Here is a 12,448-nt window from a genome sequence, read left to right as displayed (position 1 = left end):
GAAGATCAACGGCTTGGTGGTGCCTTCGACAGGAATCGAACCTGTATCTGAGTCTTAGGAGGACCCCGTTCTATCCATTGAACTACGAAGACGCTGGGCGGCTGGACTTTACCAGTTCGGCCGCTCCTTCCCGTGACGACGGGACTTCGTTCAGCGCAGGCCCACGCGCGAGGCGTGCCAGCGCAACGCGGCGGCGCGGGCCGGGTCGGTGGCTTCGATGCGGTCGGCGCGGCGTTGCAGGGCGCGCATCTGCTCGACCTCGGCGATCACCTTGTTCGGGCTCAGCAGGGTGCCCAGCAGCATGTCGGCCTCGTAGGCCAGCCTCCTGAGCACGACCGTGGCGCGACGCAGCAGCTTCGCGGGGACGGACGATCGGTCGAGGCTGGGCATGGCGGGAAGCTCCTGGGAAGAGAGGCACGGTGGACGGGGTGTCGATTTTATAGGGTTAACCCGAGGCCTCCCGAGGAGGTCGGGCCCGGCCCTCGCGGCGCGCCTCGTGCCGGTGCCGCGACCGCTCGCGGGGTGGGCTTACCCCGATACGGAATCTTCAAAAAATTGACCGCGATCAAGCCGGCGCGTTTCGCGCACGCGCACCATCGGCGCTGTTCGGATCCGGCTCAGACTCACTACAAAAGAGAGCGCACCTCTACAGCAGGAGACAACAGATGAAGCATTTCATTGCGCGCTTCGGCGCGTGTCGCGCACGAGTCCTGGCCACCGTCGCCGCCGCCGCGGTCATGGCCATCGCCACCCCCGCACAGGCCTGGGAACCGGCCAAGCCCGTCGAGTTCGTGATCCCCGCCGGTACCGGCGGCGGCGCCGACCAGATGGGCCGGCTGCTGCAGGGCATCGTCATCAAGTACAAGCTGATGAAGGAGCCGCTGATCGTCGTCAACAAGTCGGGCGGCGCGGGCGCCGAAGGCTTTCTCTCGGTGAAGGAGGCCAAGGGCGATCCGCACAAGATCATCATCTCGCTGTCGAACCTCTTCACCACGCCGATGGCCACGGGCGTGCCCTTCAACTGGAAGGACATGACGCCGGTGGCGATGCTGGCGCTCGACCAGTTCGTGCTGTGGACCAACGCCGAGCAGCCCTACAAGACGGCCGGCGAGTACATCGCCGCGGTGAAGGCGGCGGGCTCGAACAAGTTCAAGATGGCCGGCACCGGCTCGAAGCAGGAAGACCAGATCATCACGGTCGCGCTCGAGAAGGCCACGGGCACCAAGTTCATCTACGTGCCCTTCAAGGGCGGCGGCGAAGTCGCGGTGCAGCTGGTGGGCGGCCACGTGAACTCCACCGTGAACAACCCGATCGAGGCGGTGGCCCAATGGCGCGCGGGCAAGCTGCGCCCGCTGTGCGTGTTCGACGACGAGCGCATGCCTTTCAAGGCCAAGGTCACCGACACGCAGTCGTGGAACGACGTGCCCACCTGCAAGGAAGCGGGCGTGCCGGCCAAGTACACGATGCTGCGCGGCATCTTCATGGCGCCGGGCGTCAAGCCCGAGCAGCTGGCCTTCTACAAGGACCTGCTGACCAAGGTGATCGCCACGCCCGAGTGGAAGGAATACATGGAGAAGGGCGCCTTCAACCCGACCTTCATGACCGGCCCCGATTTCGAGAAGTGGCTCGCCAGCGCGGAGATCACGCACAAGACGCTGATGACCGAGGCCGGCTTCCTGGCCGCCAGCAAGTAGGCCAGCGGGCAGCGGCGGCCGGGCGCGCCGCCGCGATGCCTCGTTCGACGTGTGCATGCGCCCGCGCGGGCGCGTGCCGTCGCGCCCGGTTATTTCTCTCTCTGTCCAGACAACAACACGATGGGGGCTCCATGGAGCACGACGACAACGTATCCGACCCGGCCGCGCGCACGGGCGTGGCCACGAACAAGGTCGAGGCGGTGGTGGCATTGCTGCTGCTGGTGGCCGGCCTGGTGGTGGTCTTCGAAAGCCGCCGGCTCGGCGCGGGCTGGACCAGCGACGGTCCGGGCGCCGGCTATTTCCCGTTCTTCATCGGCCTGATCATCACGATCTCGGGCATCGGCATCCTCTACCAGTCGCTGCTGGGCAAGAACCGCAACACCGAGGTCTTCGTCGACCGCGAGCAGCTCAAGCGCGTGCTCTCGGTGCTGCTGCCGGCCCTGGTCTACGTGCTGGGCATCGCGCTGCTCGGGCTGTATGTGGCCTCGGCGGTCTACATCGCGCTGTTCATGGTGATCCTGGGCAAGTACTCCTGGGTCAAGGCCGCGCTCGCGGCGCTGGCCGTGAACACGCTGTTCTTCTTCATGTTCGAGGTCTGGTTCAAGGTGCCGCTGTTCAAGGGTGCGCTGGATCCGCTCTCGTTCCTCGGCTACTGACACCTCACGGAGCACAAGCGAAATGGAAGAAATCGGTGCCCTGATGCAGGGCTTCTCGGTGATCCTGACACCGACCAACATCGGCCTGATGTTCGTCGGGATCATCCTGGGCGTGCTGATCGGCGTGCTGCCCGGACTGGGCGGCGCCAACGGCGTCGCGATCCTGCTGCCGCTCACGTTCACGATGTCGCCGACCTCGGCGATCATCATGCTGTCGTGCATCTACTGGGGGGCGCTGTTCGGCGGCGCCATCACCTCGGTGCTGTTCAACATCCCGGGCGAGCCCTGGTCGGTGGCCACCACCTTCGACGGCTATCCGATGGCGCAGCAGGGCCGCGCGGGCGCCGCGCTCACCACGGCCTTCACCTCGTCGTTCGTGGGCGCCTTCCTCGCGGTGGTGATGATCACCTTCCTCGCGCCGCTGGTCGCGAAGTTCGCGCTGAAGTTCGGCTCGCCCGAGTTCTTCGCGGTCTACCTGCTGACCTTCTGCAGCTTCGTGGGCATGGGCAAGGGCTCGCCGTTCAAGATCCTGGCCTCGATGGCGCTGGGCTTCGCGCTCGCCAGCGTGGGCATGGACACGGTCACGGGCCAGCTGCGCCTGACCTTCGGCCAGCCCGAGCTGATGCGCGGCTTCGACTTCCTGATCGCGGTGATCGGCCTGTTCGGCATCGGCGAGATCCTGCTGTCGATGGAAGAAGGCCTGAAGTTCTCGGGCAAGAGCGCGAAGATCGATCCGAAGGTGGTGCTGCAGACCTGGAAGCAGCTGCCGCAGTACTGGATGACCTCGCTGCGCAGCTCGCTGATCGGCATCTGGATGGGCATCACCCCGGGCGGCGCCACGCCGGCCTCGTTCATGGCCTACGGCCTGGCCAAGAAGATGTCCAAGCGCGGCTCGAAGTTCGGCACCGGCGAGGCCGAGGGCGTGGTCGCGCCCGAGACCGCGGCGCACGCGGCCGGCACCAGCGCGCTGCTGCCGATGCTGGCGCTCGGCATCCCGGGCTCGCCGACCGCGGCGGTGCTGCTGGGCGGCCTGCTGATCTGGGGCCTGCAGCCCGGGCCGCTGCTGTTCGTGGAACAGAAGGACTTCGTCTGGGGCCTGATCGCCAGCATGTACCTGGGCAACATCGTCGGCCTGATCGTGGTGCTGAGCACGGTGCCGCTGTTCGCCTCGATCCTGCGCATCCCGTTCTCGATCATCGCGCCGGTGATCATCGTGATCTGCGCGATCGGTGCCTACACCGTGCACAACGCGATGCTCGACATCTGGTTCATGCTGGGTTTCGGCATCATCGGCTACCTGTTCAAGAAGCTCGACTTCCCGCTCGCGCCGCTGGTGCTGGCGCTGGTGCTCGGCGACAAGGCCGAGGACTCGTTCCGCCAGGCCATGCTGGTGTCGCAGGGCGACGTGATGATCATGTTCTCGAACCCGCTGGTCGGCGGCATCACCACCCTGGCGCTCACGCTGCTGTTCTGGCCGCTGATCGCCAAGCTGCTGGCGCTCTTCAAGCCGAAGAAGCCCGACGAGTTCGCCGTCGAGCGGCCGGTCGATTGAGCACGGAGGCCACGCCATGCCCGTCATCGCACTGACCCAGGAAATGGGCTCGCTCGCCAAGGACGTGTCGGTTCAGCTCGCCGAGGAGATGGGGCTGGAGCTGATGCGCCACGAGGTCATCGAGCGCGTCGCCGACCGCATGCAGGTCTCGACCAGCCTGATCGGCCGCCTGCGCGGCGGCAAGGCCGGTTTCGTCGAGCGGCTCACCGCCGACCGGCGCAGCCTCGCGCTCTACACGGCCGAGGAACTGTTCGCGCTGGCCGACCGCGGCAACGTGGTGCTGCGCGGCTGGGGCGCCACCTGCCTGCTGCGGCCGGTGCCGCACGTGGTGTGCGTGCGCATCACGCGCTCGCTCAAGAAGCGCATCGACTGGCTGATGACGCACCTGGAGACCGATGACGCCGAGTTCGCCGAGGCCGAGATCCGGCGCAGCGACGAGGCGCATGCCGCGCGCATGCATGCGCAGTTCGGCGTGAGCTGGGGCGACCCGGTGCTCTACGACCTGGTGTTGAACACCGACCGCCTCACGGTCGACAGCTGCGTGGCGCAGATCCGCGCGCTGGCGGCGCGGCCCGAGTTCGCCGAGACCGCGCGTTCGCGCGCGCTGCTGGCCAACATGGCGCTGGCGGCACGCGTGAAGGCGGCGCTCAAGGACGCAGCGGCCACGGCCGACATTCGCGTCACGGTGGAGGCCGACCATGGCCGCGTGAGCCTGCGCGGCATCGTGCTCGACGCGGACGAGCGCGCGCAGACCGAGGCCGTGACGGCCGCGGTGGAGGGCGTGGGCGCGGTGGACAACCAGCTGCGGCTGATGGCGACGACCCGGCGCTTCGCGTCGGCGAAGCAGACCTAAGGGCCTGGCGCGACCTCAGATCTTCCCGCGCTTGCGCAGCCGGCTCAGGGTTTCCGCGGAGAGATTGAGGTAGGACGCGAGCTCCTTGCTCGGGATGCGGTCCACGAGCTCGGGGTGCTTGCGCAGGAAACGGTGCACCCGGCCCGGCGCGTCCAGCAGGTGCAGCGTGATGGTGTGCGCCATGATCTCGCTCATGCCGCGCATCACGAGGAACTCGAACAGTTCCTTGGTCTGGGGATGGTGCGCCAGGAAGGTGGTCCATTCCTTCAGCGGCAGGCTCGCCACGCGGGCCTTGGTGACGCAGACGATGCCGTAGGGCGTGGGCGTGCCCAGGCGCATGGCCGCGTAGCTGGTCTCCATGTCGTTCTCGTCGGCGAAGCGCAGGATCATCTCCTTGCCCTCCGGGTTGCTCACCACCCGCTTGAGGATGCCGTCGAGGATGAAGTACTGCTCCATCTCCCGCACCCCCTGGTGCAGCAGGAAATCGCCCTTGTTGCCGTCGACGATCACCAGGTGAGCCTCGAGCTCGGCGCGCTCGCCCTCGTTCAGGTCCTTGAGCAGGATGTTCTGCCGGAGCTGGGCGCGAATGATGTTCTTCTCCGGGTGGTTTTCCAACAACGTCATGGTCACCGTCTTGCTCGATTTCGTCGCCTGCGGCGCCGCTTCATCGGGGGTCGGCGCCGTTTTCGGGAAAGTTGACCGAGGTCAACGGCCGAAAGGATGGCCCGAATCATAGTCGCGGCTCGGGCCTCGGCCATTCACCCCAGCAGAAGGAGAGACATGTCTTCAGTTAGCACAGCCAAAGAGGCGGCCACGACGCTCGACGAGGCGATCAAGCCCAAGAGCCGGCCAGCCAACGGCGCCGCCGACGACCAGCAACTCGTCGCGCGCGCCCTCCAGCAGATGACGCAGGAAGCGCCGGAAGCGGAAACCACCGATGGTTTCCACCTGGTGATCGACGCGCTGAAGCTGAACGACATCGACACCATCTTCGCGCTGCCGGGCATCCCGATCACCGACCTGACCCGCATGGCGCAGGCCGAGGGCATGCGCGTGATCTCGTTCCGCCACGAGCAGCACGCCGGCAATGCCGCCGCTGCCGCCGGCTTCCTCACGCAGAAGCCCGGCATCTGCCTCACGGTGTCGGCGCCCGGCTTCCTCAACGGCCTGACCGCGCTGGCCAACGCCACCACCAACTGCTTCCCGATGATCCTGATCAGCGGCTCCAGCGAGCGCGAGATCGTCGACCTGCAGCAGGGCGACTACGAGGAGATGGACCAGCTGGCGATCGCCAAGCCGCTGTGCAAGGCCGCGTTCCGCGTGCTGCACGCCGAGGACATCGGCGTGGGCATCGCGCGCGCCATCCGCTCGGCCGTCTCGGGCCGCCCCGGCGGCGTGTACCTCGACCTGCCGGCCAAGCTGTTCGCGCAGACGATGGACGCCATCAAGGGCAGGAACTCGCTGATCAAGGTCATCGACCCCGCGCCGCGCCAGATCCCGGCCGCCGATGCCGTGCAGCGCGCGCTCGACCTGCTCAAGGGCGCGAAGCGGCCGCTGATCCTGCTGGGCAAGGGCGCCGCCTACGCCCAGGCCGATGCCGACATCCGCGCGCTGGTCGAGAAGACCGGCATCCCCTACCTGCCGATGTCGATGGCCAAGGGCCTGTTGCCCGACACGCATGCGCAGTCGGCCGCCGCCGCGCGCTCCTACGTGCTGCAGGAAGCCGACGTGGTGCTGCTGGTGGGCGCGCGCCTGAACTGGCTGCTCTCGCACGGCAAGGGCAAGACCTGGGGCCAGGACAAGGGCGCCAAGCAGTTCATCCAGATCGACATCGCGCCGACCGAGATCGACAGCAACGTGGCGATCGCCGCGCCGGTGATCGGCGATATCGGCTCCTGCGTGGCCGCGCTGCTCGCGGGCATCGACGCCAGGTGGGCCAAGCCGCCGACCGAGTGGACCGGCGCGATCGCCGAGCGCAAGGACAAGAACCTGTCGAAGATGGCCGCCACGCTCGCCGCGCGTCCCTCGCCGATGAACTTCCAGAGCGCGCTCAGCGTGATCCGCGACCAGGTCAAGGCCCGGCCCGATGCGATCGTCGTCAACGAAGGCGCCAACACGCTGGACTTCGCGCGCAGCATCGTCGACATGTACGAGCCGCGCAAGCGCCTCGACGTGGGCACCTGGGGGATCATGGGCATCGGCATGGGGTTCGCCGTGGCTGCGGCCGTGGTCACGGGCAAGCCGGTGATCGCGATCGAGGGCGACAGCGCCTTCGGCTTCAGCGGCATGGAGGTCGAGACCATCTGCCGCTACAACCTGCCGATCTGCGTGATCGTGTTCAACAACAACGGCGTCTACCGCGGCACCGACGTGAACCCCAGCGGCACGCCCGACGTGGCGCCCACCGTGTTCGTGAAGAACGCGCGCTACGACAAGCTGATGGAAGCCTTCGGCGGCGTGGGCGTCCATGCGACCACCGCCGACGAGCTGCAGAAGGCCCTGACCGAGGCCGTCGCCACCGGTCGCCCGACCCTGATCAATGCCGTCATCGACGAGACCGCGGGCACCGAGAGCGGCCGCATCACCAGTCTCAACCCGGCCACGGCCAAGAAGAAGTGATTTCTTTCATTCCAGGAGATTCGACATGAGCAACAAACCTCTCAACGGCATCAAGATCATCGACTTCACGCACGTGCAGGCAGGCCCCGCCTGCACCCAGCTGCTGGCCTGGTTCGGCGCCGACGTGATCAAGGTCGAGCGCCCCGGCGCCGGCGACGTCACGCGCTCGCAGCTGCGCGACATCCCCGACGTGGACGCGCTGTACTTCACCATGCTCAACAGCAACAAGCGCTCGCTGACGCTGGACACCAAGCAGCCCGAGGGCAAGGTGGTGCTCGAGAAGCTGATCAAGGAATCGGACGTGCTGGTCGAGAACTTCGGCCCCGGTGCGCTCGACCGCATGGGCTTCAGCTGGGAACGCATCCAGGAACTGAACCCGAAGATGATCGTCGCCTCGGTCAAGGGCTTCAGCGACGGCCACCACTACGACGACCTGAAGGTCTACGAGAACGTCGCGCAGTGCGCGGGCGGCGCCGCCTCCACCACCGGCTTCTGGGACGGCCCGCCGACCGTGAGCGCCGCGGCGCTGGGCGACAGCAACACCGGCATGCACCTGGCGATCGGCATCCTCACGGCCATCATCGGCCGCGAGCAGACCGGCAAGGGCCAGCGCGTGGCCTGCTCGATGCAGGACGCCGTGCTCAACCTGTGCCGCGTGAAGATGCGCGACCAGCAGCGCCTGGATCGCCTGGGCTACCTCGAGGAATACCCGCAGTACCCGCACGGCACCTTCAGCGACGTGGTGCCGCGCGGCGGCAATGCCGGCGGCGGCGGCCAGCCGGGCTGGGTGCTCAAGTGCAAGGGCTGGGAGACCGACCCGAACGCCTACATCTACTTCACCGTGCAGGGCCATGCCTGGGCCCCGATCTGCGACGCCATCGGCAAGCCCGAGTGGAAGACCGATCCCGACTACATGACCGCCAAGGCGCGCCAGCCGCACATCACCGACATCTTCGCGACCATCGAGGGCTGGCTGGCCGACAAGACCAAGTTCGAGGCGGTCGACATCCTGCGCAAGTTCGACATCCCGTGCGCGCCGGTGCTGACGATGAAGGAACTGCTCAACGACGAATCGCTGCGCAAGAGCGGCTCGATCGTGGAAGTGCCGCACAAGGAGCGCGGCACCTACTTCACCGTGGGCAGCCCGATCAAGTTCTCGGACCTCAAGCCCGAGATCACCGGTTCGCCGCTCTTGGGCGAACACACCGACGACGTGCTGGCCGAGCTCGGCTACAGCCAACAGCAGATCGCCGCGCTGCACGAAGCGAAGGCAGTCTGAGCCAGGCGTTCCCCCGGGGCTTTTCCAGTCCACGAAGCGCCGGGGGGCGCGGTATTTCGGATGCGTCGAGGCGGGAGGCCAGCATGCAAGCTTCAGTGGATTTCAGGCAGCTCGTCGAAGGGGCGGGCGATGCCATCATGGTGTGCGATGCGGCCGGGGCCATCGTTCTGTGGAACCCCGCGGCCGAACGCATCTTCGGCTTCACCGAAGCCGAGGCGCTGGGTCGCTCGCTCGACCTCATCATTCCCGAGCGCCAGCGGCAGCGCCACTGGGACGGCTACCACAAGACCATGGACACCGGCATCACCAAGTACGGTGCCGATCTGCTGCGCGTGCCGGCCCTGCACAAGGACGGCCGCACCTTGTCGATCGCCTTCACGGTGTCGATGCTGTTTTCGCCGCAACGCCAGGTCTCGGGCATCGTCGCCATCGTCCGCGACGAGACAGCCCGATTTGCGGAAGAGCGCAAACTGCGCGCTCGTCTGCTAGAAGCGGAAACCACGATCAAAGAAGGAGACAGTCGATGAGTCAAGCGCTGGAGGGTGTCCGCATCCTCGATTTCACCCACGTGCAATCCGGCCCCACCTGCACGCAGCTGCTGGCCTGGTTCGGCGCCGACGTCATCAAGGTCGAGCGCGCCGGAGAAGGCGATGCCACGCGCGGCCAGCTGCGCGACATTCCCGGTGTGGACAGCCTCTACTTCACGATGCTGAACCACAACAAGCGCTCGATCACGCTCGACACCAAGAACCCCAAGGGTCGCCAGGTGCTCGACGAGCTGATCAAGACCTGCGACGTGCTGGTCGAGAACTTCGCGCCCGGCGCGCTCGACCGCATGGGCATCACCTGGGAACACATCCAGAAGCTCAACCCGCGCATGATCGTGGCCTCGGTCAAGGGCTTCGGCCCCGGCAAGTACGCCGACTGCAAGGTCTACGAGAACGTGGCGCAGTGCGCCGGCGGCGCGGCGTCGACCACCGGCTTCGAGGACGGCCCGCCGATGGTGACGGGCGCCCAGATCGGCGACAGCGGCACCGGCCTGCACCTCGCGCTCGGCATCCTGGCGGCCCTGTTCCAGCGCAACAGCACCGGCCGCGGCCAGAAGGTGCTGGCGCCGATGCAGGACGCGGTGCTCAACCTGTGCCGCGTGAAGATGCGCGACCAGCAGCGGCTGGAACGCACGGGCACCATGCACGAATACCCGCAGTACCCCGACGGCAAATTCGGCGACGCGGTGCCGCGCGCGGGCAATGCCTCGGGCGGCGGCCAACCGGGCTCGATCCTCAAGTGCAAGGGCTGGGAGACCGACCCCAACGCCTACATCTACTTCATCACGCAGGCGGCCGTGTGGCCGGCGGTGTGCAAGGTGATCGGGGAGGAAGGCTGGATCACCGACGAGGCCTACGCCACGCCGGCCGCGCGCCTGCTGCACCTGAAGCCGATCTTCGCGCGCATCGAGCAATGGACCATGACCAAGGACAAGTTCGAGGCCATGGACATCCTGAACCAGTACGACATTCCGTGCGGGCCGATCCTCTCGATGAAGGAGATCGCCGCCGACGAATCGCTGCGCGAGACCGGGACCATCGTCGAGGTCGACCATCCCACGCGCGGCAAGTACCTGACGGTGGGCAATCCGATCAAGCTGTCGGACAGCCCCACCGAGGTGAAGCGCTCGCCGCTCCTGGGCGAGCACACCGAGGAAGTGCTGATGCAGCTGGGCTACGGCCTGGAAGACGTGGCGGCGCTGCGCGCCGAACGCGTGATCTGACGACGAAGAACGCGGCGCGGTAATTCCGCGCCAATTCGAACGAATCTGCAATCGATTCGCCAATGGCATTGCCGGCGGCGAAGGGATTCGTTCGTCTTATTTTCTTGAATTGAATTGGAGTCATGCATAACTCCAAATGAATGCTCTCAATAAAATAGTTTGACTGTTATTTATCGTTCTGCACTTCTACAGTTTGAACATGCCGGCAAGTCATTCAATTCACCGCACGGCAGTCATTCGAAAGGAGCAGACCATGCAGAACCTCACGCCCGTTCAATACTGGCTCGATGAAACCGAACGCAATGCCTACAACGCCGCCTTCTACGAATTGGGGCTGCGCTGGCACTGGGACCGCCAGACCTATTGCGACCTGATGGGCACGGCGCAGGAACCCGAAAAGCGCATCGGCCATTATCTCGAGGCGAATCATCCGCATCTGCTGCGCGCCTACGACGCCGCATTCCTGGCCGATGCGATCGAACAGAAGAAGGAAGCCTACAAGCGCCGCGAAGGCGAAGGTTCCGCGCCGCTGTCGAAGCGCCATTTCAATTGGGCCGAATGCCGCGGTGCCGAACTCGGCGCCTGAATTGCAATTGAATAAATCAAATCACGGCTGATCCGATGAACATCCACGAATACCAGGGCAAGGAAGTGTTGCGCCGCCATGGCGTGGCGACGCCGCGCGGTTTCGTCTGCCGCACGAGCGACGAGGCGGCCGATGCCGCCGCCCGGCTCGGCGGGCGTTCGTGGGTGGTGAAGGCGCAGATCCATGCGGGCGGCCGCGGCAAGGGTGGCGGCGTGAAGCTGGCCTGGTCGGGCGCGGAAGTGCGCCGCCATGCGCAGGCGCTGCTCGGCATGACGCTGCGCACGCACCAGACGGGGCCCGAGGGCCGGGTGGTGAGGCAACTGCTGATCGAGGAGGGGGTGGAGATCGACCAGGAGTTCTACCTCGGGATGGTGGTCGACCGCGGTGCGCGGCGCGTGGCGCTGATTGCGTCGAGCGAAGGCGGGATGGACATCGAGGAGGTGGCCGCGCGCTCGCCCGAGAAGATCCACACGCTGTTCATCGACCCCGAGACGGGGGTCAAGGCAACCGAAGCCGATGCGCTGGCCCGCTCGATCGGGCTCGCGGGCCGCGACGTGGTGCAGGCGCGCGAGTTCATGCAGAAGCTCTACCAGGCCTTCGATGCGAGCGACGCTTCGCTGGCCGAGATCAACCCGCTGGTGCGCACGCGCGACGGCCGGTTGATGGCGCTCGACGCCAAGCTCAGCTTCGATCCGAACGCGCTGTTCCGCCAGCCCGAGATCGCCGCGATGCGCGACCTCGACGAGGAGGATCCGACGGAGATCGAAGCCTCGAAGTTCGACCTGTCGTACATCTCGCTCGACGGCGACATCGGCTGCCTGGTCAATGGCGCGGGCCTCGCGATGGCGACGATGGACGCGATCAAGCTCTATGGCGGATCGCCGGCCAACTTCCTCGACGTGGGCGGTGGCGCGAGCGTGGAGAAGGTCACCGCGGCCTTCCAGCTGATGCTGCGCAACCCGCGCCTGAAGGCGGTGCTGGTCAACATCTTCGGCGGCATCATGCGCTGCGACGTGATCGCCCACGGCATCGTCGCCGCGGCACGCGAGACGGCTCTGTCGGTGCCGCTGGTGGTGCGCATGAAGGGCACGAACGAGGACCTGGGGCGGACCATCCTCGCGCAGTCGGACCTTCAGATCATCGGGGCCGAGGACATCGGCGAGGCGGCTCGGCAGGCGGTTGTCGTGGCTCGGGTTCCTAAGGGGCAGCGATGAATTGCTGCCGCTTTTTTCAACGGGCTTTTTGTCGTTCGTTGCGGGCTCGCGCCGACGGGGTACTCCCCTCCGCGAATGTCCCCCGCCCTTCGGGCTCCTCCTTTATTTCGCTGCGAGGAGCACCCCATCGGCGCGCGCCAGACGCGCTGCGCTTGATCGGCCGGCACGACCCGAGCGCCTCCGTGCACAGGGCAGTGGGTGCTTCCCGCAGCGAAATAAAGGAG

Annotated in this window: 12 protein-coding genes and 1 tRNA gene; 10 read left to right on the top strand and 3 right to left on the bottom strand. The window is 66.5% G+C overall.

What is annotated here, in order from left to right:
- Positions 1-17: 17 nt before the first annotated feature.
- A tRNA-Arg gene (locus KV106_RS18025) sits at positions 18-92 on the bottom strand.
- Positions 93-150: 58 nt separating this feature from the next.
- Positions 151-390, bottom strand: a complete 240-nt coding sequence (locus KV106_RS18020; RefSeq protein WP_172705324.1) for a hypothetical protein — start codon at positions 388-390, stop codon at positions 151-153.
- Positions 391-665: 275 nt separating this feature from the next.
- Here KV106_RS18020 and KV106_RS18015 point away from each other — a divergent pair, with 275 nt between their 5' ends.
- The 4 genes from KV106_RS18015 (at position 666) to KV106_RS18000 (ending at position 4,755) form a co-directional block, all read left to right on the top strand.
- Positions 666-1,694 (top strand): Bug family tripartite tricarboxylate transporter substrate binding protein, encoded by a 1,029-nt coding sequence (locus tag KV106_RS18015; protein ID WP_261211473.1) that lies wholly within the window; start codon positions 666-668, stop codon positions 1,692-1,694.
- Positions 1,695-1,825: 131 nt separating this feature from the next.
- Complete coding sequence (locus tag KV106_RS18010) at positions 1,826-2,350, top strand: tripartite tricarboxylate transporter TctB family protein (RefSeq protein ID WP_057590850.1); 525 nt, start codon at positions 1,826-1,828, stop codon at positions 2,348-2,350.
- Positions 2,351-2,372: 22 nt separating this feature from the next.
- On the top strand, positions 2,373-3,902 hold the full coding sequence (locus KV106_RS18005; protein WP_261211472.1) for a tripartite tricarboxylate transporter permease: 1,530 nt from the start codon (positions 2,373-2,375) through the stop codon (positions 3,900-3,902).
- A 16-nt stretch (positions 3,903-3,918) separates the two neighbouring features.
- Positions 3,919-4,755, top strand: coding sequence for a cytidylate kinase family protein (locus tag KV106_RS18000; protein WP_261211471.1), 837 nt, complete (start codon positions 3,919-3,921; stop codon positions 4,753-4,755).
- Positions 4,756-4,770: 15 nt separating this feature from the next.
- On the opposite strand, the gene KV106_RS17995 is transcribed toward KV106_RS18000, so the two are convergent.
- Entirely contained in the window at positions 4,771-5,379 is a 609-nt protein-coding gene (locus KV106_RS17995; RefSeq protein ID WP_057590853.1) for a Crp/Fnr family transcriptional regulator, read from the bottom strand.
- 156 nt (positions 5,380-5,535) lie between these two features.
- Here KV106_RS17995 and oxc point away from each other — a divergent pair, with 156 nt between their 5' ends.
- The 6 genes from oxc to sucC all read left to right on the top strand — a co-directional run bounded on the left by oxc (position 5,536) and on the right by sucC (position 12,224).
- The gene (gene oxc, locus KV106_RS17990; RefSeq protein WP_261211467.1) at positions 5,536-7,374 is read left to right on the top strand and encodes an oxalyl-CoA decarboxylase; all 1,839 of its coding nucleotides are present in this window, start codon (positions 5,536-5,538) and stop codon (positions 7,372-7,374) included.
- 25 nt (positions 7,375-7,399) lie between these two features.
- Positions 7,400-8,653, top strand: a complete 1,254-nt coding sequence (gene frc / locus KV106_RS17985) for a formyl-CoA transferase (protein WP_057590855.1) — start codon at positions 7,400-7,402, stop codon at positions 8,651-8,653.
- A gap of 83 nt (positions 8,654-8,736) precedes the next feature.
- A complete protein-coding gene (locus KV106_RS17980; protein ID WP_057590856.1) occupies positions 8,737-9,180 on the top strand; it encodes a PAS domain-containing protein in 444 nt (147 codons plus the stop codon).
- Complete coding sequence (frc, locus tag KV106_RS17975; RefSeq protein WP_057590857.1) at positions 9,177-10,424, top strand: formyl-CoA transferase; 1,248 nt, start codon at positions 9,177-9,179, stop codon at positions 10,422-10,424. Before KV106_RS17980 ends, frc (KV106_RS17975) begins: the two co-directional genes overlap by 4 nt.
- A gap of 253 nt (positions 10,425-10,677) precedes the next feature.
- On the top strand, positions 10,678-11,010 hold the full coding sequence (locus KV106_RS17970) for an HAD family hydrolase (protein WP_057590858.1): 333 nt from the start codon (positions 10,678-10,680) through the stop codon (positions 11,008-11,010).
- A 35-nt stretch (positions 11,011-11,045) separates the two neighbouring features.
- Positions 11,046-12,224: an ADP-forming succinate--CoA ligase subunit beta gene (sucC, locus tag KV106_RS17965; protein WP_261211465.1), complete on the top strand. Its 1,179-nt coding sequence runs from the start codon at positions 11,046-11,048 to the stop codon at positions 12,222-12,224.
- Positions 12,225-12,448 lie beyond the last annotated feature (224 nt).

The sequence above is a fragment of the Variovorax endophyticus genome (assembly GCF_025376855.1).
Classification (GTDB): Bacteria; Pseudomonadota; Gammaproteobacteria; order Burkholderiales; family Burkholderiaceae_C; genus Variovorax.
Note: the sequence above shows the minus strand (reverse complement) of the source record. Positions and strands in the feature narration are given on the sequence as shown.

Coding starts and splice junctions, on each gene's coding strand:
- KV106_RS18020 (WP_172705324.1), bottom strand. CDS start 390: ATGCCCAGCCTCGACCGATCGTCCGTCCCCGCGAAGCTGCTGCGTCGC.
- KV106_RS18015 (WP_261211473.1), top strand. CDS start 666: ATGAAGCATTTCATTGCGCGCTTCGGCGCGTGTCGCGCACGAGTCCTG.
- KV106_RS18010 (WP_057590850.1), top strand. CDS start 1,826: ATGGAGCACGACGACAACGTATCCGACCCGGCCGCGCGCACGGGCGTG.
- KV106_RS18005 (WP_261211472.1), top strand. CDS start 2,373: ATGGAAGAAATCGGTGCCCTGATGCAGGGCTTCTCGGTGATCCTGACA.
- KV106_RS18000 (WP_261211471.1), top strand. CDS start 3,919: ATGCCCGTCATCGCACTGACCCAGGAAATGGGCTCGCTCGCCAAGGAC.
- KV106_RS17995 (WP_057590853.1), bottom strand. CDS start 5,379: ATGACGTTGTTGGAAAACCACCCGGAGAAGAACATCATTCGCGCCCAG.
- oxc (WP_261211467.1), top strand. CDS start 5,536: ATGTCTTCAGTTAGCACAGCCAAAGAGGCGGCCACGACGCTCGACGAG.
- frc (WP_057590855.1), top strand. CDS start 7,400: ATGAGCAACAAACCTCTCAACGGCATCAAGATCATCGACTTCACGCAC.
- KV106_RS17980 (WP_057590856.1), top strand. CDS start 8,737: ATGCAAGCTTCAGTGGATTTCAGGCAGCTCGTCGAAGGGGCGGGCGAT.
- frc (WP_057590857.1), top strand. CDS start 9,177: ATGAGTCAAGCGCTGGAGGGTGTCCGCATCCTCGATTTCACCCACGTG.
- KV106_RS17970 (WP_057590858.1), top strand. CDS start 10,678: ATGCAGAACCTCACGCCCGTTCAATACTGGCTCGATGAAACCGAACGC.
- sucC (WP_261211465.1), top strand. CDS start 11,046: ATGAACATCCACGAATACCAGGGCAAGGAAGTGTTGCGCCGCCATGGC.